Source organism: Streptomyces sp. NPDC005302, from assembly GCF_040607345.1.
Classification (GTDB): domain Bacteria; phylum Actinomycetota; class Actinomycetes; order Streptomycetales; family Streptomycetaceae; genus Streptomyces.
Genome location: NZ_JBEXGN010000020.1, coordinates 1 through 18,754, shown reverse-complemented (window position 1 = coordinate 18,754; position 18,754 = coordinate 1). Strand labels below are relative to the sequence as shown.

The 18,754-nt window shown below is 73.1% G+C and carries 15 protein-coding genes, 1 rRNA gene and 1 pseudogene; 4 read left to right on the top strand and 13 right to left on the bottom strand.

Annotated features, from left to right (window positions below):
- Positions 1–69: 69 nt before the first annotated feature.
- Both ABZT74_RS26095 and ABZT74_RS26090 read left to right on the top strand, forming a co-directional pair.
- A complete protein-coding gene (locus ABZT74_RS26095) occupies positions 70–1,461 on the top strand; it encodes an FAD-binding oxidoreductase (RefSeq protein ID WP_356177735.1) in 1,392 nt (463 codons plus the stop codon).
- A 141-nt stretch (positions 1,462–1,602) separates the two neighbouring features.
- Positions 1,603–3,231, top strand: coding sequence for a PucR family transcriptional regulator (locus tag ABZT74_RS26090; RefSeq protein ID WP_355874651.1), 1,629 nt, complete (start codon positions 1,603–1,605; stop codon positions 3,229–3,231).
- Positions 3,232–3,289: 58 nt separating this feature from the next.
- Here the strand turns inward: ABZT74_RS26090 and ABZT74_RS26085 are convergent, their stop codons facing one another.
- From ABZT74_RS26085 to ABZT74_RS26060, 6 genes are all read right to left on the bottom strand, one after another.
- Positions 3,290–4,426 (bottom strand): glycosyltransferase family 4 protein, encoded by a 1,137-nt coding sequence (locus ABZT74_RS26085; RefSeq protein ID WP_355874653.1) that lies wholly within the window; start codon positions 4,424–4,426, stop codon positions 3,290–3,292.
- A 491-nt stretch (positions 4,427–4,917) separates the two neighbouring features.
- The gene (locus ABZT74_RS26080) at positions 4,918–5,691 is read right to left on the bottom strand and encodes a hypothetical protein (RefSeq protein WP_356438616.1); all 774 of its coding nucleotides are present in this window, start codon (positions 5,689–5,691) and stop codon (positions 4,918–4,920) included.
- A gap of 136 nt (positions 5,692–5,827) precedes the next feature.
- Complete coding sequence (recN, locus tag ABZT74_RS26075) at positions 5,828–7,558, bottom strand: DNA repair protein RecN (protein WP_356177740.1); 1,731 nt, start codon at positions 7,556–7,558, stop codon at positions 5,828–5,830.
- 148 nt (positions 7,559–7,706) lie between these two features.
- Entirely contained in the window at positions 7,707–8,612 is a 906-nt protein-coding gene (locus tag ABZT74_RS26070) for an NAD kinase (RefSeq protein WP_081223629.1), read from the bottom strand.
- A complete protein-coding gene (locus tag ABZT74_RS26065; protein ID WP_355874660.1) occupies positions 8,609–9,424 on the bottom strand; it encodes a TlyA family RNA methyltransferase in 816 nt (271 codons plus the stop codon). Before ABZT74_RS26065 ends, ABZT74_RS26070 begins: the two co-directional genes overlap by 4 nt.
- 7 nt (positions 9,425–9,431) lie before the next feature.
- Complete coding sequence (locus ABZT74_RS26060) at positions 9,432–9,743, bottom strand: hypothetical protein (RefSeq protein ID WP_356177741.1); 312 nt, start codon at positions 9,741–9,743, stop codon at positions 9,432–9,434.
- Between the two features lie 42 nt (positions 9,744–9,785).
- On the opposite strand from ABZT74_RS26060, the gene ABZT74_RS26055 reads away from it, so the two are divergent.
- Entirely contained in the window at positions 9,786–10,133 is a 348-nt protein-coding gene (locus ABZT74_RS26055; protein ID WP_355874664.1) for an SCP2 sterol-binding domain-containing protein, read from the top strand.
- Here the strand turns inward: ABZT74_RS26055 and ABZT74_RS26050 are convergent.
- The 4 genes from ABZT74_RS26050 to ABZT74_RS26035 all read right to left on the bottom strand — a co-directional run bounded on the left by ABZT74_RS26050 (position 10,117) and on the right by ABZT74_RS26035 (position 14,278).
- A complete protein-coding gene (locus ABZT74_RS26050) occupies positions 10,117–11,004 on the bottom strand; it encodes an ABC transporter ATP-binding protein (protein ID WP_356438613.1) in 888 nt (295 codons plus the stop codon). The genes ABZT74_RS26055 and ABZT74_RS26050 overlap by 17 nt on opposite strands.
- On the bottom strand, positions 11,001–12,077 hold the full coding sequence (locus ABZT74_RS26045) for an iron chelate uptake ABC transporter family permease subunit (protein WP_355874698.1): 1,077 nt from the start codon (positions 12,075–12,077) through the stop codon (positions 11,001–11,003). The genes ABZT74_RS26050 and ABZT74_RS26045 overlap by 4 nt, the downstream gene beginning before the upstream one ends.
- An 11-nt stretch (positions 12,078–12,088) precedes the next feature.
- Entirely contained in the window at positions 12,089–13,132 is a 1,044-nt protein-coding gene (locus tag ABZT74_RS26040) for an iron chelate uptake ABC transporter family permease subunit (RefSeq protein WP_355874669.1), read from the bottom strand.
- Between the two features lie 117 nt (positions 13,133–13,249).
- Entirely contained in the window at positions 13,250–14,278 is a 1,029-nt protein-coding gene (locus ABZT74_RS26035; RefSeq protein ID WP_356177743.1) for an HAD hydrolase-like protein, read from the bottom strand.
- Positions 14,279–14,350: 72 nt separating this feature from the next.
- Here ABZT74_RS26035 and ABZT74_RS26030 point away from each other — a divergent pair, with 72 nt between their 5' ends.
- Positions 14,351–15,643 (top strand): DUF1015 domain-containing protein, encoded by a 1,293-nt coding sequence (locus ABZT74_RS26030; RefSeq protein ID WP_356438610.1) that lies wholly within the window; start codon positions 14,351–14,353, stop codon positions 15,641–15,643.
- Between the two features lie 114 nt (positions 15,644–15,757).
- On the opposite strand, the gene ABZT74_RS26025 is transcribed toward ABZT74_RS26030, so the two are convergent.
- The 3 genes and pseudogenes from ABZT74_RS26025 to rrf all read right to left on the bottom strand — a co-directional run bounded on the left by ABZT74_RS26025 (position 15,758) and on the right by rrf (position 18,547).
- On the bottom strand, positions 15,758–16,726 hold the full coding sequence (locus ABZT74_RS26025) for a hypothetical protein (RefSeq protein WP_356438722.1): 969 nt from the start codon (positions 16,724–16,726) through the stop codon (positions 15,758–15,760).
- A 531-nt stretch (positions 16,727–17,257) separates the two neighbouring features.
- Positions 17,258–18,307 (bottom strand): annotated as a pseudogene (locus tag ABZT74_RS26020) (hypothetical protein); the annotation flags it as partial.
- Positions 18,308–18,430: 123 nt separating this feature from the next.
- Positions 18,431–18,547, bottom strand: a 5S ribosomal RNA gene (gene rrf / locus ABZT74_RS26015).
- Between the last annotated feature and the right edge of the window lie 207 nt (positions 18,548–18,754).

Here is an 18,754-nt window from a genome sequence, read left to right as displayed (position 1 = left end):
GTCCGGCCCGGTCCGCGCGACGGGCCTAGAATGAGAGCATCTGTCCCCTCATGGAAGGGGGCGGCTGCCATGGCTCCCCTTTCGCGTTCCGGCGCGGCGCTCACCGCGTTTCGCGCCGCTCTCACCGGTGAGGTCCTCACCCCGGACGACCCGGGCTACGACGACGCCAGAACCGTGTTCAACGCGATGATCGACCGCCGGCCCGCCGTGATCGCACGGTGCGCGGACGCGGCCGACGTGACGCGCTCGGTCCGCTTCGCCCGCGAGCTGGACCTGCCCATCGCCGTTCGGGGCGGCGGCCACAGCGTCTCCGGCATGTCGCTCAACGACGACGGTCTGGTCATCGACCTCGGCCCGATGCGGGGGGTCACCGTCCACCCCGGTTCCGAGACGGTACGGGTCGAGGGCGGAGCCCTGATGAGACAGCTCGACCAGGCCACCCAGCCCTACGGGCTCGCGACGACCGGCGGCCGCGTCTCGACCACCGGGGTCGGCGGCTTCGTCCTCGGCGGCGGCACCGGCTGGCTGGACCGGCTGTTCGGGCTCGCCGCCGACAACCTGCTGGGGGTCGAGCTGGTGACCGCGGACGGTTCGACGGTCCGCGCCTCCGACCAGGAGAACCCCGAGCTGTTCTGGGCCCTGCACGGCGGAGGCGGGAACTTCGGCGTCGCCACCGCGCTCACCCTCAAGCTGCATCCGCTGCCGGAGTTCTCCATCGCCCTCATGATGTTCGAGCCCGACACCGGCCCCGACGTGGTGCGCGTCTACCGGGACGTCATCGAGAGCGCGCCGCCGGAGGTGAGCGGCGGGGTGCTGTATCTGACCGCCCCGCCCGAGGAGTTCGTCCCCGAGCACCTGGTCGGCAGGCGGATGTGCGCCGCCCTGGTCACGTACGCGGGCGGCGAGGAGGACCTGCGCAAGGTGGCGCAGCCGCTGCTGGCCCTGCCGCACGAGGTCGAGATGGTCACCGCGGTTCCCTACCCGGACCTCCAGTGCATGCTCGACGACCCGCCCGGACTGCGGAACTACTGGTCGGCGGAGTACCTGACCGGCGCGCCCGACGACTTCGTGTCCGTGTTCTGCGCCCTCGGCGACGCCATGCCGGTGCCGACGGGCAATCAGCACGTGCTGTTCCCGCAGGGCGGCGCCATCGCCGCGGGACCGTCCCGCTTCCCGGTCCCCTACCGGGACGCGCCGTGGGCCGTGCACCCCTTCGGCATCTGGGAGGACCCGGCCGACGACGAACGGTGCGTCGCCTGGGTGCGGAGGGTCCGCGCGGACGTCCGCCCGTGGAGCACCGGCGCGGTGTACCTGAACTTCATCGGCGACGAGGGCCGGGACCGGGTGGTGGCCGGACTGGGCGCGGACAACCTGCGGCGGCTGGCCGCGGTGAAGAGCGCGTACGACCCGGACAACGTCTTCCGCTTCAACCACAACATCGCGCCCGCGGCGGCGGCCTGACCACGACGGTCCCCGACCGGGCGTGGCGTCCCGTTCCGGGCCCCCGGGACGGCCGGTCCGGTCCCGCTGCCGGCTCCCGGGACGGGCAGGAGGGCCGCCCGGAGATGCCTCCAGGACCCGTCCGCGGGTAGCGTCCGCAGCATGGACAGCCGTTACGACACCCAGGGCGCCGGAATCACCGTGCAGCGGGCCCTCGAGCTGCCCGGTCTGCGGAGCGGTCTGCCGGAGATCCTCGCGGGGGCCGACCGGCTGCAGCGCACCGTGCGCTGGGTGCACGCCGGTGAGGTGCCGAACATCGCCTCGCTCCTCAAGGGCGGCGAACTGCTCCTCACCACGGGGTACGGCCTCGGCACCCGCCCCGCCGAGCAGCGGGCGTTCGTCCGCACCCTCGCCGAACGGGGCATCGCCGCGCTCGTCGTGGAACTCGGCCCGCGCTTCACGCGGCTGCCCGCCGCCCTCGTGGAGACGGCGCGCTCCGCGGGCCTGCCGCTGGTCCAGCTGCACCGCGAGGTGCCCTTCGTGACGGTCACGGAGGAGATCCACACCGAGATCGTCAACGGCCACTACACCCTGTTGCAGCAGGCCGAAGAGGTGCACCGGCGCTGCACCGAGGCCCTCCTCGGCGGCGGTGGAGTGCCCCAAGTGCTGCGCATTCTCGCCGACTTCAGCGGCAACCCGGTCTTCCTGGAGACCGCCGACGGGCAGCTCCTGTACTCGGCCGGCGCCGGTGCCGCGGGCGCCGACCCGCTCCAGGTCTGGGAAGGGATGCGCGGTCAGCACAAGGAGGAGCCGCCCGCGGGGACCACTCTGGTGGACGTGCCCGGAGGCGGACCGGGCACCGGTTCCGTACGGGCTCGCCTGGTCGTGCTGCCGGTGAGCGGCCCCGTCACTCCGGTGCACCGGCTCGCCGCCGAACGCGCCGCCGGCATCCTGGCCGTCGTACTGATGCAGGCCCGCCAGGAGGAGGAGCTGGCCGCGCGCGGACGCGGCGACTTCCTCACGGATCTCGCCGAGGGCCGCATCGAGGCGGGGGACGCGCCCGCACAGGCCCGCGTGCTCGGCTTCAAGCCCGGCACCAGCCCGCTCCTGCCGGTCGTGATGCGCCTTGCCGACGGTCTCGCCCCGGGCGGCGGCTGGGCGGTCCTCGCCCGCGCGGTCGCCGAGGAGCTGGCCTCGGTCGGCGTCCCGGTCCTGCTGGGCGTCCGTCCCGTCGAGGGCCGCGTCCCGCTGCTCCTCGGCCTGCGCGCGGAGTCGGAACGCTCGACCGTCGCGGACCGGGTCGCGGCGGCGCTGCGCGCGGGCGTGGAGCGCGCGGGCATGCAGCGGCCCGGAGCACAGCCGCCGGTGGTGGTCGTCGGGGTCGCGGGCGGCTGGGCGGCCGCGTCGGCGGGCCTGCGGCACGCGGCGGAGACGGCGACGGCGGCCCAGGGCCTGTCGGACCGCCCCTGGTACGACGCCCGCCGCCTGGACATCGACCTGCTGCTGTGGCGGCTGCGCGAACATCCCGACCTGGCCGCCTTCGTGGACCGGGCGATCGGCCCGCTGCGTGATCACGACCGCCGCTCCAAGCCGCCGCTGCTGCCCACCTTGGAGACCTATCTGGCACACGCGGGCCGCAAGGCGGAGACCGCCCGCGAACTGCACCTCAACCGGCAGACCCTCTACAACCGGCTGGCGAGGATAGGGGAGTTGCTGGGCACCGACCTCGACGACCCGCAGACGGTCCTGGCGTTGAGCCTGGCCCTGCGGGCCCGCAGGCACGTGCCGTAGCGGGACGGCGTGGCCCGACCCGGGCCGGGCGGCACCGCCACCCGGAGAGAACCGCGGATCAGCCCAACGGCCTGGGCTGCGTCAACTCGTCGTAGACGCTGAGTACTTGGGCCACCGTCTCATCCTCGGTCGGCCAGGTCGCGGCCTGCCGGGTGCCGCGCTCGCGCAGTTCCTCCTGGCGCGCCGGGTCCGCCAGCAGCCGTACGACCGTGTCGCCGAGCGCCCTCGCGTCGCCGTACGGGACGAGTTCCGCGGCGTCTCCGACGAGTTCGGGGATGCCGCCGACCGAGGTCGCGACGAGCGGTACGCGCGCGTGCAGCGCCTCCTGCGCGAGGACCGACCGCGATTCCCAACTGCTGGGCAGCAGCGCGAGGTCGGCGGCCGCGAGCAGTTCCGTGATGTCGTCGCGCCGCCCGATGAGCCGGACCGGCAGCTCCTCGTCCTCGATGCGGCGCTGGAGGACCGCACGCAGCGGCCCCTCCCCCGCGATGACGAGCAGCGGCACGGGATCGAGCCGGCACCAGGCGCGCGCCGCGTCCAGCAGCGTGTCGTATCCGCGCTGCCGGTCGAGCGAGCCGACGGCCATGAGCAACGGACGGTCGGTCGAACCGAGTTCGGCCCGCGCCTTGTGCCGGTACCGGTCCGGGTCGGTGGGCTCGACGGGCGGCCGCTGCGCGGGCAGCGCGACCGCGGCGAGCCGGGCGTCCCGCGCGCCCCTGCGGCGCGCCCGGTCCACCAGGTCGGAGGAGGTGCCGAGGACCACGGAGGCGGCCCGCGCGACCCGTCGTTCGAGGAGTCGCAGCAGATGGGCCCGCGCCCCCTCGGCGTCCGCACGTGTGTGCCAGGTGACGACGAGCGGTACCCGCCGCCCGCTGAGCGCCAGAGCGGCCCGCAGCGCCGCGTGCAGTCCGTGCGCGTGCACCAGATCGGCCTCCGCGCAGGCCGCCCGCAGCGCCGACACGGAGGAGGGATCGCTGCTGCGGGGGACGGGGACGTGCTGCGCGCCGACCCCGGAGAACCCGTACGCGCGGTCGGCCTCGATGGGGGCGCACACCGTGACCCGCACGCCCCTGGCGACGAGGCCCGAGGCCAGCGACCGCACGTGCGCGCTGCTGCCCGCGCTGCCGCCGCCGAGCACCTGCACGGTGCGCAGCGGCGACTGGCCGTGCGGTGAGTGGCTGCTCACGTGGCTCACGTGGCCGGGGCTCCTGGTTCGGCGTCGGACCGTCACGAAGAAACGTACAGAAGGTTCGCGCGGAGGGGGCGTACCGCACGTCGTGCACGGCGTATCTACGCCAAGGATGCCAGGCCGTACGGGTGTTCCGGCACAGCCATCGCGACGAGGGCACGTCAGAGAAGGCAACTCGGCGACGACGATCACCCGCACGAGTGAGAAACGCCCCGGTCCGGCCGCCTCCGACCCCGCGTCGGCCAACTCCGGCCCCAAGAGGTCCCTGAGCCCCGGGACCCTCCTGGTTCACACGACCACCACGGGTCGCATCCCTCGCACCGCGCGCCCCTCCGCACGGCCGCGCCCGCCGCGCGGAGACGGCTCCCCCGCACCGCGCCGCCGGGGTCGACCGGAGGCGCCGCGTCGGTGCGCCGCGGCGGCGCGCTCGGCCGCTCGGTGCTCCTCGCCCGAACGCCGGAGGGCCCGCAAGGCGTCCCCTCACGTGTCCGCGCCCCTCACTCCCCCGGGTGCCCCGCCGCCCCCACCGCCGCGCTGACCCGGCGTCCGAAGGCCGCCGCGGTCACCAGCGCCGCCGCGTGGGCGGCGAGACCGGCTCGCCCGGTGCCGAGGACGACGGCGCAGCCGAGCGCGGCACCCAGTGCGTGCGCCCCGGCGTCGCCGATCATGGCGCGCTCCGCGAGATCGTCACCCACGACGGCGGCGACGGCCCCCAGTGCCCCCGCCGACACCTGGCCCGCGTCACCGCCGCGCAGCACCCCGGGCACGCCGAGGGCGAGGACGGCGCCGGCGGCGCGACCCGGCCGTACGTCGACCAGGTTGACGAAGTGCGCGGTGCCGGCGATCACGACACCGGCGAGCAGCTTGTCCAGGGGCCGCTTCCTGAGCAGCGCCCCCGTCACCAGCCCCGCCGCCGCGATCCCGAACAGCTTGACCGCCCCGCTGCTCACCTCGCCGTCGCGCAAGGCGCCCAGGTGAGCCCGGAAGCCGCGCCGCGGGTCACCGGCTCCGACGAGGTCGTCGTACACGCCGCACGCGCCGGCGACGGCGACGGCCAGCCCGGCGGCGGGCCGGACCCGGGCGGCGGCGAAGGTCGCGCCCACGGCGGTCGCGGGGCCCGCGAGAAGGTCGACGGTCCGCCCCGCGTGGTTGCTGCGGACCCAACGGGCCCGTCCTCCGGGTGGTTCGGCCCGCAGGGCGACGAGGCACGCGCGCGTGGCCGCCGCGGCGGCGATGAATCCGACGGTCCGTCGCTCCCGAGGCGTGATCATGCGCCCCCTCCGGAAGGTCGCGCCGGAGCCGGGACCACGACCACCCTGTCCACTCCGTTCACCCCGTCCGGCCCCTCTCCGCGTCGCGGCCCGCGCCTCCCCCGAAGCGTCGGCCGGGAGTGGCGCGGCGGCCGTCTCAGCCGTCCGCGCGGGCCGTCGCCAGGAGTTCCTCGGCGTGGGCCCGGGCCGTCTCCGAGTCCTCCTGGCCGGCGAGCATCCGGGACAGCTCGCGGATGCGCTCCTCGCCCTCCAGGACCTTCACGCCGGAGCGGGTCACCGACCCGTCGACGGTCTTCTCGACGAGCAGCTGGCGGTCCGCGAACGCGGCCACCTGGGGCAGGTGCGTCACGACGACCACCTGAGCGGTCTTGGCGAGCCGGGCCAGCCGGCGCCCGATCTCGACGGCGGCCTTGCCGCCGACACCCGCGTCGACCTCGTCGAACAGGTAGGTCGGCACCGGGTCCGTCCCCGCGAACACGACCTCCACCGCGAGCATCACGCGCGAGAGCTCACCGCCCGACGCGCCCTTGGCGATGGGCCTCGGCGGCGCACCGGGGTGCGGGGCGAGCAGCAGCTCCACCTCGTCGACGCCCGCCGGGCCGTAGGCCACCGTGCGTCCGCCGACCTCGACCCCCTCCGGGTCCTCGGTCTGCCGGATGTCGAAGGACACGCGCGCGTGGGGCATGGCGAGCGAGGCCAGTTCGGCGGTGACGGCGGCCGCGAACCGTTCGGCGGCCTCGGCGCGGGCGTCGGTCAACGCCTGTGCGAGTCCGCCCAGTTCGGCACGGAGCGCGTCCCTTTCGGCGGTCAGATCGCCGAGCCGGTCGTCGTCGCCGTCCAGTTCGGTGAGCCGGGCGGCGCCCTGTTCGGCCCAGGCGAGCACGGCGTCGATGTCCGTGCCGTACTTGCGGGTCAGCTGGGTGAGCGCCGCGCGGCGTTCCTCGACCGCCGCCAGCCGCAGCGGGTCGGCGTCGAGGTCGTCGGCGTACCCGGCGAGTTCTCCCGCCACGTCGCCGAGCAGGATCGCGATCTCGCCGATCCGCCCGGACAGGGTGGCGAGGGCCGAGTCGTGGGACCGTACGGCCTCCAGGGCGCGGTGGGCGCCCGCGACGAGGGTGGCCGCGTCGATGCCCTCGGGGTCCTCGGGATTGCCCGCGAGGGCGGCGTGGGCGACCGTGGCGGCCGAGGCGAGGGCCTCGGCGTGGCCGAGCCGTTCCGCCTCCGCCGCCAGCTCGGTGTCCTCACCGGCGCGCGGTTCGACGGCCGCGATCTCCTCGAGCCCGAAGCGCAGCAGGTCGGCTTCCTGGGCGCGTTCCCGCGCGCGGGTGGTGATCTCGTCCAGTTCGGCCGAGACGGCCCGCAGCCGGCGGTAGGCGCCCGCGTACTTGGCGAGGGGCACGGCGACCGCGTCGCCGGCGTACCGGTCCAGGGCCTGCCGCTGCCGGGACAGCTTGAGCAGTCCCTGCTGGTCGGTCTGGCCGTGCACCGCGACGAGTTCGTCGGCGAGCTCGGCGAGCACGCCCACCGGCACCGAGCGTCCGCCCAGGTGGGCCCGTGAGCGCCCCTCGGCCGAAACGGTACGGCTGAACAGCAGCGCGCCGTCGTCCAGCTCGGCACCGGCCTCCTCGGCCCGTACGACGGCCGTCCCGCCCGGGGGCACGGTGATCCGTCCCTCCACGACGGCGCTCTTGGCGCCGATCCGCACGAGGGCCGGGTCCGCACGCCCGCCCAGCAGCAGCCCGAGGCTGGTGACCACCATCGTCTTGCCCGCGCCGGTCTCACCGGTCACGGCGGTGAAGCCGGGCGACAGCTCGACCACCGCGTCGTCGATGACTCCGAGCGACCGTATCCGCATCTCCTCCAACACGGACACGACCTTACGAGGTCAGGGGCGGGGTGTGCGACGGGCCCCGCCCCGCAGGTGCGAAGGCGCAGGTGACAAGGCCGCACAAAGAGGCCGTTGTCACCCGCGTGAGTGGGCTCCGGCCCTTCCGGAGCCCACGTCGTGCGCACGTCTAGTGGGGCGCCCCGCGCCAGCCGGCGACCGGCAGGGCGAACTTGGCGACCAGCCGGTCGGTGAAGGAGGCGTGGTGCAGCCGCGCCAGGCGTACGGGCACGGCCCCGCGCCGGACCTCGACGCGCGCGCCGGGCGGCAGCTCCACCGTGCGCCGCCCGTCGCACCACAGCACCCCCGGCGGGATGTGCGGCAGCACCTCCACGGCGAGCACCGAGTCCGGCGAGGTGACCAGCGGCTTGGCGAACAGCGCGTGCGCGCTGATCGGCACCATCAGGAGCGCCTCGACCTCGGGCCAGACGACCGGTCCGCCCGCGGAGAAGGCGTACGCCGTCGAGCCGGTCGGCGTCGCGCACACGATCCCGTCGCAGCCGAACCCGGTGACGGGCCGCCCGTCGATCTCCAGCACCACTTCGAGGAGCTTCTCGGCGGACACCTTCTGCACGGCCGCCTCGTTCAGCGCCCAGTCGGTGTGCACGATGTCGCCGTTCTGGTGGACGACGACATCGACGGTCATGCGTTCCTCGACCTCGTACGCCTTGGTGACGACCCGGTCGACGACCTTGTCCAGGTCGTCGCGCTCGGCCTCGGCGAGGAAGCCGACGCGCCCCAGGTTGACGCCGAGCATCGGGACTCCGGAGGCCCGGGCGAACTCGGCGCCGCGCAGCAGCGTGCCGTCACCGCCGAGGACGATGAGCAGCTCGCAGCCGTCGAGGCACTGCGGGGTGGCCTCCTTGACGAGTTCCACCTGGTCCGGCAGGGGCAGGTCCGCCGCCTCGGCCTCCAGGACCCGCACGCCGATCCCGGAGCGCAGCAGCCCCTCGACGACCAGCTCGGCGCTGCGGATGGCTGCCGGACGCCCGGTGTGGGCCAGCAGGAAAACAGTACGAGCTCGGGTCTGTGTCAACGCGGCCCCTCCGCCACTGCACGGTCAACGTCGGCCGGGTCGAGGTCGGGTGCCCCGGCCCGCAGCCACAGAAAGTACTCGACGTTGCCCGAGGGTCCGGGCAACGGACTTGCGGTCACACCCTGTACTCCGAGCCCCAGCTCGTGGGCGCGTCCGGCCACCGCGCGCACGGCCTCGGCGCGCAGCTCCGGGCTGCGCACGACACCGCCGCTGCCCAGCCGGTCCTTCCCCACCTCGAACTGCGGCTTGACCATCATCACCAGGTCGGCATCCGGCGCCGCGCACCGCACGAGGGCGGGCAGCACCAGTCCGAGCGGGATGAAGGACAGATCCCCGACAACCAGGTCCACGGGCTCCCCATCGATCGCCTCCAACGTCAACTCGCGTACGTTCGTACGGTCCTTGACGGTGACGCGTTCATCGCTCTGCAGAGACCAGGCGAGTTGTCCGTAACCGACGTCGACGGCGAGGACGTGGGCGACGCCCGCGCGCAGCAGGACGTCGGTGAAGCCTCCGGTGGAGGCGCCGGCGTCGAGCGCCCGCCGCCCCTCGACCTTCAGGCCCTGGGGCACGAAGGCGGCGAGGGCGCCGGCGAGCTTGTGCCCGCCGCGCGAGACGTAGTCGGGATCGCTGTCGTCCGTCGTGACGACGATCGCGGCCGCGGTCTCCACCTGGGTGGCGGACTTGGTCGCGAGGGTCTTGCCCACGCTGACCCGCCCCGCGGCGATCAGCTGGCCCGCGTGCTCGCGCGAGCGGGCGAGCTTGCGGCGGACCAGCTCGGCGTCGAGGCGTCGGCGCGCCACTCCTGCCACGTTCGGTTCAGCTCCTCGTGTACGTCGATGGGGGCGCCGGAGGTCCCGGGCGGGCGTCGAGCTCGGTGAGCGCGTCGCGCAGCCCCCGGTGTACATCCTCGTACACCTCGACGTGCCCGTCCGTCGCGAGGTGGTCGGCGTCCGCGAGCCGGTCGAGCCGGGCGTCGACGTCGGCGTCGCCCGTGGGCACACGCGGGACGTTCAGCGGGGCCGGTGCGGCGGGGTCGTACGCCGGTTCCGGCGGGGCCGGTGCGGGTCCGCCGGGGTCCGCGGGCGTCGCGGCCTGCGGGACCTCGCCCTCGGGAACTGAGTCGCTCATGCCCCGACGCTACCGCGAAGGCCTGCGGTACCGTCGATCACGATGGCGACGATTGAGGAGTGCCGCGCCGCACTCGACAAGCTTTCGGACAACATGGCGAGCGCGGAAGGGGACGTACGCACCGCTGCGGCCCTGGACCGGTCGCTGAGCTGCCGTGTCACCGACCTGGACGTCACCTTCGTGGGCCGCCTCAAAGGCGGCCGGATCGAGGTGCTCGACACGCTCCAGGGCCCGCCCCCGGACAAGGCCCAGATCCGGCTGGCCATGGCCGGCGACGATCTGGTGGCGATGGTGGACGGCAGACTGAACTTCGCGAAGGCCTGGGGCTCGGGCAGGGTGAAGCTGGAGGCGGGCCTGCGGGACCTGTTCCGGCTCAGGACCCTTCTGTAGCCGCCGGTGCCGCGACGGCGGCCACGCGCGCCCTGCGGGCCGCGGGCACCACGAGAGGTGTCCCGGTCTCCGGGTCGTCGATGACCTGGCAGCGCAGACCGAAGACCTCCTCGACCAGGTCGGCCGTGACGATGTCGTTCGGCGCTCCCTCGGCCACGACCTCGCCGTCGCGCAGCGCTATCAGGTGAGTGGCGTACCGGGCGGCGTGGTTGAGGTCGTGCAGCACGGCGACGAGGGTGCGGCCCTGCGTCTCGTGGAGCTCGGCGCACAGGTCGAGGACGTCGATCTGGTGCTGGATGTCGAGATAGGTCGTCGGCTCGTCGAGGAGCAGCAGCGGGGTCTGCTGCGCGAGGGCCATGGCGATCCACACGCGCTGGCGCTGGCCGCCGGAGAGTTCGTCCACGTAGCGGTCGGCGAGTTCGGCGACCCCGGTGGAGGCCATCGACTCCTGGACCACCCGCTCGTCCTGTGCGGACCACTGGCGCAGCAGGCCCTGGTGCGGGTAGCGGCCGCGGCCGACGAGGTCGCCGACCGTGATGCCGTCGGGGGCGATCGACGACTGCGGCAGCAGTCCGAGGCTGCGGGCGACCTTCTTCGCGGGCATCGACTGGATGGCCTGCCCGTCGAGCAGGACGCGGCCCTCGGAGGGCTTCAGCATGCGCGAAAGGGCGCGCAGCAGCGTGGACTTGCCGCAGGCGTTCGGGCCGACGATCACCGTGAAGGAGTTGTCGGGGATCTCCACCGACAGCTTCTCCGCGATGACGCGCTGGTCGTAGCCGAGGGTGACGTTGTCGGCGGACAGGCGGTTCACAGTGCTCCTTGGGATGTTCTCGTCCGCGGTCACGGGGGTGGTCTTCGCCGGGCGGCTCATATCCGGCCCGCCTTGCGCTCGGTGACCAGGAGCCACAGCAGGTAGACGCCGCCGAGGACTCCGGTCACGACGCCGACGGGCAACTGGTCGGCGCCGAAGGCGCGCTGCGAGGCCCAGTCCGCGACGATGAGCAGGGTCGCGCCCATGCACATCGACGGCACCAGGTTGGGGCCGGGCGACCGTGTGAGCCGGCGGGCCAGCTGGGGCGCGGTGAGCGCCACGAAGCCGACCGGGCCGGCGGCGGCGGTGGCACCCGCGGTGAGCAGCACGGCGGCCACCATCAGCAGCAGGCGGGTCCGCTCGACGCTCACTCCGAGGGCGTACGACACGTCGTCGCCCATCTCCATCATGCGCAGCCCGCGGGCGTTGCCGAGGACGAGGGGCACCAGGACGCCGCAGAGGATGAGCAGGGGCCAGACCTGTGCCCAGTCACGGCCGTTGAGGGAGCCCGTCATCCAGACGACGGCGCGGGCCGCGTCGACGAGGTCGGCCTTGGTGAGCAGATAGCCGTTGACCGCGGTCACGATCGCGGAGACACCGATGCCGACCAGGACCAGCCGGTATCCGTGCACTCCCCGCTTCCAGGCGAGGAGGTAGATGGCGAGACCGGTGACGAGGCCTCCGGCGAGTGCTCCGAGGGCCACCTCGGTGGCGCTGCCCGAGAAGAGGACGATCATGACGAGCGCGCCGGCCGTGGAGCCCTGTCCGAGCCCGAGGACGTCGGGACTGCCCAGCGGATTGCGGGAGACGGACTGGAAGATCGCGCCGCCCAGCCCGAGCGAGGCACCCACCAGCAGACCGACCAGGACCCGCGGCAGCCGCAGGTCGTTGACGATGAACTCCTGGCTTGCGTTGCCGTCGCCGAACAGCGTCCTGATCACGTCGGCGACGGGGATCGGGAAGTCGCCGGTGCCGATGAGCACCACACTCGCGGCGGCCGCGGCCACGAGCAGCAGAGCGACCACGACGAACGTGCGGACGTCGAGGCGGACGGAGAGCCCTCCGGCCGTGCGGACCGACCGGACGCGTCGGGTGACCGGCGCGGGATCGCCGTGCGCGCGGGAGGTTCGGATACGTGGGGTCGTCACAGCTGCGCCGTCCTCCGTCGCCGTACGAGAAAGATGAAGACCGGCCCGCCGAGGATCGCGGTGACGATGCCGACCTGGAGTTCCGCGGGCCGGGCGACCATCCGCCCGAGGACGTCGGCGCCGAGCAGCAGCACGGGCGACAGGACGGTGGCGTACGGCAGGATCCAGCGCAGGTCGGGTCCGGTGAACGACCGCACGGCGTGCGGGACCATCAGCCCGACGAACACGATCGGCCCGCAGGCGGCGGTCGCGGCGCCGCACAGCACGGTCGCCGCGGCCATGGACAGCGCGCGGGTGCGGTTGAGGTTGGCGCCGAGGGCACGGGCGGTGTCGTCGCCCATGGCCATCGCGTTCAGCGGACGGGCCAGCGCCAGCGCCAGCAGCGTGCCGACGGCGAGGAAGGGAGCGACCTGCCTGATCGTCGAGTCGGTCGCCGAGGCGAGTGAACCGACCGTCCAGAAGCGCATCTTGCCGAGCGCCGCGTCGTCCGTGATCATCACGGCCTGCAGATAGCCGTAGAGCGCGGCACTGATCGCCGTACCGGCGAGCGCGAGCCGTACCGGGGTCGCGCCCCGGCTGCCGCCCAGGAACCAGACGAGCGCGCCGACGGCCGCGGCGCCGGCGAAGGCGAACCAGACATAGCCGCTCAGCGAGGTGACGCCGAAGAAGGTGATCGCGGTGACGACCGCCGCGGACGCCCCCGCGTTGATGCCGAGCAGACCCGGGTCGGCCAGCGGATTGCGGGTGAGCGCCTGGAGGACGGCACCGGAGAGTCCGAGCGCCGCTCCCACGAGCAGTCCGAGGACGGTGCGCGAGATCCGGTCGCCGACCACGACGTCGGCGTACGTCCCCGAGTCGTGGAACAGGCCGTGCCACACCTGGTCCAACGGCAGCGCTTTCGCGCCGATCGCGATACTCGCCAACGCGACGAGCACCAGGAGCCCCACGGAGAGCAGGAGTCCGAGGGTTCGTATCGCCCGTCGGTTCGGGGGCGCGGGGGCGGTTTCCGCGCGCTGTTCTGGAGGACTGTCGACCAACACGAGGTTAGGTTAGCCTACCCTCGTATTTGCTCTCGTTCCGCCTCCGCCCCGACGCCCACGCACCAACGACCAGATGAGAGCCCGCACCGGACGGCCCGTCGGCTCGGCCCGTCGGTTCTAGAGTCCCAGCCGCGCGAGCGCCTTCCCCCCGTCCAACTCGCTCCCGGACTCCCCCGCGGCCGTCCAGGCGGCGGCGCACAGGGCCCGCAGTCCGTCGATGGCCTCGCCGTCGCCGGACAGCTCCAGCTCCTCGCTCCCCGCCTTCGCCGTCCAGCCGCCGCAGCGGAACCCCTCGCCCTCCTCCTCGACCTCGGGCTGGCCGGTGAGCATCCCGCGAAGGTCGGCGTCGACGTAGGTCGGCCGGTGCCGCGGCGGCGCGGCGAGCAACTGCGCGCCGTCCGTCACCCCGGTGAGGACGAGCAACGAGTCCACCTCGCCGTTGAACGCGCCCTCGATGTCGGTGTCCAGCCGGTCGCCGACCACCAGAGGCCGCTTCGCGCCGGTCCGCAGAACCGTCTCGCGGTGCATCGGGGGCAGCGGCTTGCCCGCCACCTGCGGCTCGGCGCCCGTCGCGATTCGGACGACCTCGACCGCCGCTCCGTTCCCCGGCGCGATACCGCGGGCGCTCGGGATCGTCAGGTCGGTGTTCGAGGCGAACCACGGCACTCCGCGCGCGATGGCGTAACAGGCCTCGGCGAAGCGCGACCAGACCAGGTCGGGACCGCCGTACCCCTGCGCGACCGCCACCGGCTCGTCGTCCGCCGAGTCGACCGGCTCCAGCCCGCGCTCGCGGAGCGCGACCCGCAGGCCCTCACCGCCGATGACCAGCACCCGCGAGCCGTCGGGCACCTGCTCGCTGATGAGCCGGGCCACGGCCTGCGCCGAGGTGATCACGTCGGAGGCCGCCGCCGGTATGCCCAGCTCCGTGAGGTGTTCGGCGACCGCGTCCGGCGTCCGCAGCGCGTTGTTCGTGACGTACGCGAGGTGCATTCCGCCGGAGCTCGCCGTCCCGAGGGACTCCACGGCGTGCGCGATCGCGTTCCCACCCGCGTAGACCACTCCGTCCAGGTCGAGCAGGGCCGTGTCGTACGCCTCGCTCAGGGCCTGACTGCTGGCTTCCGGCCTCGTCCTGACGGTCTGGCTCATTACGCATCGCTCCTCGCTCGATCCCTTTGCCCCGATCATCGCTCATGCCACTGACACACTTACGATGCCTCAATGAACTATGCGGGTCCCGAGGAGGAAACACCGGCACGGAACGGCCTCGAGCTGACCCCGTTCCAAGGCCTTCGCTACGACCCCGACCGGGTCGGCAGCCTGGCCGCCGTGACATCCCCGCCGTACGACGTGATCGTCCGGCCCGACGGCCTGCTCGAACTCGAGTCCGCGGACCCGTACAACATCGTGCGGCTGATCCTCCCGCAGGACCACTCGCCCGCCGCCCGCAACCAGCAGGCCGCCGACACCCTGCGCCGCTGGCGGGCCGAGGGCGTCCTGACGACCGACACCGAGCCGGGCCTGTACGTGTACGAGCAACGGGACGGCGACCTGCTGCAGCGTGGCGTGATCGGCACCCTGCGGCTGTCCGAACCGGCGGACGGCGTCGTGCTTCCCCACGAGGACGTGATGCCGCACATCGTCGCGGACCGCGCGGACCTGATGCGCGCCACCTCCGCCAACCTCGAACCGCTGCTGCTCACCTACCGCGGCAACGGCTCCGGCTGCGGCACGGCCGCCGTCATCGAGAAGACCGCGGCACTGCCTCCGCTGCTGGCGACCACGACGGAGGACGGCATCGGCCACCGTCTGTGGTCGGTGACCGATCCGGCCGGCCTCGCGGAGATCCGGAAGGACCTCGGCCGCCACCAGGCAATGATCGCCGACGGCCATCACCGCTGGGCGACCTATCTGCGTCTACGCGCGGAGCATCCCTCGCCGAGCCCCTGGGACTACGGCCTCGTCCTCCTGGTGGACACCGCCCGGTACCCGTTGCGGGTCCGGGCCATCCACCGCCTGCTGCACCGCCTGCCGGTCGCCGAGGCGCTGGCCGCCCTCGGCGACACCTTCAGGGTCCGCCGCCTCGACGTGCCCCTCACACAGGCCCTGGAGTCCCTGGCGTCCGCGGCCTCCGACGGGAACGCCTTCCTCCTCGCCGGGGACGGCGCCTTCCACCTGATCGACCGCCCGTCACGGGACCTTCTGGCCGGTACGATCCCGGCCGGCCACCCCGAGGCCTGGCGCACGCTGGACGCGACGGTCCTGCACGCCACGCTCCTCGACCATGTCTGGGGTATCCCGGAGGACTCGCCCGAGCACATCGCGTACATCCACGACACCGTCGCCACGGTGGAGAAGGCCGAGCACGACGGCGGCACGGCCGTCCTGATGCACCCGGTCCGCGAGGAGGTCGTCCGCGATCTCGCCCGCCAGGGCGTCACGATGCCCCGCAAGTCGACGTCCTTCGGCCCCAAGCCTGCGTCGGGACTGGTCCTGCGCGCTCTCACCTCCTGACGCGCCGGGCGGATTCGCGGAAACGACGTCGCCGAGGACGCCCGGAACGCCACGTGGGCGGCGGTACTCCTTCCGGAGTCCCGCCGCCCACGTGATGAACCGCTGTGTCGGACGTCAGCTCTGAGGACGCTGAGGAGCGTCACCCTTGCCGTCGTCCTCGGCCTCGTTGTCGTCGAGGTCGTCGTCCTCGTCGTCCTCGATGTCCTCGATGTCCTCGAGGTCGCCACCGTCGATCTCGTCGGTGTCGTCGGTGTCGTCGGCCACGCCGTCCGTGGCGATGTCCGCGACCTCGGCGTCGTCCGCGTCGTCGTCGACATCATCTTCGTCGTCGGCCAGGACGTCGGTGCCGGCCTCCTCGGAGACGACCGCCTGTGCGCGCTCGCCTTCCTCATCGTCCTCGTCCTCGACGAACGCGTCGACGAACTCGACACCGTCCATCTCGGCGAGCCGGTCGGAGGCGTCCGTGCTGCCGTCCTTGTCGGACTCGACAGCCTTGGCGAACCACTCACGGGCCTCGCCCTCACGGCCGGCCGCGAGCAACGCGTCGGCGTAGGCGTACCGCAGACGCGCGCTCCAGGGCTGGACGGAGTTCGACGCCAGCTCCGGGCTCTGCAGGGTGACGATGGCCGCGTCGAGCTGGTCCATGTCACGCCGGGCACCGGCCGCGACAAGCCGCATCTCGACCTGGGAGGCCTTGTCCAGCTTTTGCACCTCGGGGGCGCCGGCCATCTCCAGCGCCTTCTCGGGCCTGCCGAGACCGCGCTCGCAGTCGGCCATGACGGGCCACAGCTCGACACTGCCGGTCATCCGACGCGCGGCACGGAACTCCGCCAGTGCCTCGCTGAACTTCTGATTGGCGTACGCGGCGAACCCCGCGGCCTCTCGCACGGCGGCGACACGCGAAGCGAGCCGCAGAGCGATCCGCGAGTACGCGTAGGCACCCTCGGGGTCGTCGTCGATGAGACGGGCGACCATCACCAGGTTGCGGGAGACCTCCTCGGCAAGCCCCTTGGGGAGGCTGAGGAGCTCCTGCCGTACGTCCTTGTCGATCTCGTCGCCCGTGACGTCGTCCGGGATCGGCAGCCGCTTGATCGGCTCACGGTCGCGGTCCCGCTCGTCGCGGTAGCCGCCACGGCGGTCGTCGCCACCGCGGTCGTCACGGCCGCGGAAGCTCCCGGGGCGGCCGCCCCGGTCGTCACGCTGCGGTCCGCCGCGGCCACGGTCGTCACGCCCGCGGTCGTCGCGGCCACGGAAGCCGCCACCCCGGCTGTCGCCGCCGCGCTCGTCGCGGCGCTCGTCACGACGGAAGGCCGGACGGTCGCCGTCCCTGCGCTCGTCACGACGGAAGTCGCTGCCGCCACCACGGTTGTCATCGCGACGGAAACCACCACGGTCACCACCGCGGTCATCACGCCGGAAGTCGCCACGGTCGTCACGACGGGGGCTGCTGGGCCGGTCGTCGCGACGCGGGCCACCGGTCGGACGGTCGTCACGACGGAAGTCGCTGCCGCCGCCACGGTTGTCGTCACGACGGAATCCACCGCGGTCGCCGCCACGGTCATCACGACGGTCGTCGCGACGGAATCCACCGCGGTCGTCGTCACGACGGGGGCTGCTGGGCCGGTCGTCGCGACGCGGGCCACTGGTCGGACGGTCGTCACGGCGGAAGGCCGGACGGTCGCCGTCGCGACGGAACCCACGGTCACCGCCGCGGTCGTCACGACGGAAACCACCGCGATCCCCACCGCGGTCGCCGCCACGGTCATCACGACGGTCGTCACGGCGGAATCCACCACGGTCGTCGTCACGACGCGGGGTGCTGGGCCGGTCGTCGCGACGCGGGCCACCCGTCGGACGGTCATCGCGACGGAAGCTGCCACCGGCGCCGCCGCCGCGGTTGTCGTCACGGCGGAAGCCGCCCCCACCCGAGCCACCACGGTTGTCGTCGCGACGGAAACCGCCACCGCTGCCACTGCCGCCACGGTTGTCATCACGGCGGAAGCCGCCACCACTGCTACTGCCGCCACGGTTGTCATCACGGCGGAAGCTGCCACCACTGCTACTGCCGCCACGGTTGTCATCGCGGCGGAAGCTGCCACCGGCGCCGCCACCGCGGTTGTCGTCGCGGCGGAAACCGCCACGGTCGCCACCGCGGTCGGCGCCACGGTCATCACGACGGTCGTCACGGCGGAATCCACCGCGGTCGTCATCACGACGGGGGCTGCTGGGCCTGTCGTCGCGACGGGGGCCACCGGTGGGACGGTCGTCGCGGTTGAAGGCGGGACGGTCACCGTCCCTGCGGAAGCCGCCGCGGTCGTCACGGCGCGGCCCGCTCGGCCTGTCGTCGCGACGCGGACCGCCGGTGGGACGGTCGTCACGGCGGAACGGCGGACGGCTACCGCCGGCGCCGCCGCCACGGTTGTCGTCACGGCGGAAGCTGCCACCGCCGCCGCTGCCACTGCCGCCGCGGTTGTCGTCGCGACGGAAACCGCCACGGTCCCCACCGCGGTCGCCGCCGCGGTCGTCACGACGGCCGGAGCCGGCACGGTCGTTGTCGCGGCGGTCGTTGTCTCGGCGCGGGCCCCCGCGGTAGCCACCGCGGTCACCACTGTCACGACGGCGCTCGTCGCGCTCCGGTCGCTCGTCGGGAGAGTTGGTGGACATGGGTGACTCCTGTCTTCGGTACCGCAAGTCATTCTCGCGCAGCCGGGTACCCGGCGCGCTTCGGAAAAACAAAAGGACCCCTGGTCCCAGCGAGTCGCTGGGACCAGGGGTCCTCCAAAGATTGTTCGGCGGCGTCCTACTCTCCCACAGGGTCCCCCCTGCAGTACCATCGGCGCTGTGAGGCTTAGCTTCCGGGTTCGGAATGTAACCGGGCGTTTCCCTCACGCTATGACCACCGAAACCCTGTCAGACACCTCTCAATAAAGAGAGGTCTCGAACGGGCAGCGAACAAGCACACTTTTCAATTAAGTGGAACTGTTCAGCCAGCACAACCGTTCGTTGTCTGGGAACTACACAGTGGACGCGAGCAACTGAGGACAAGCCCTCGGCCTATTAGTACCAGTCACCTCCAGCGGTTACCCGCCTTCCAGATCTGGCCTATCAACC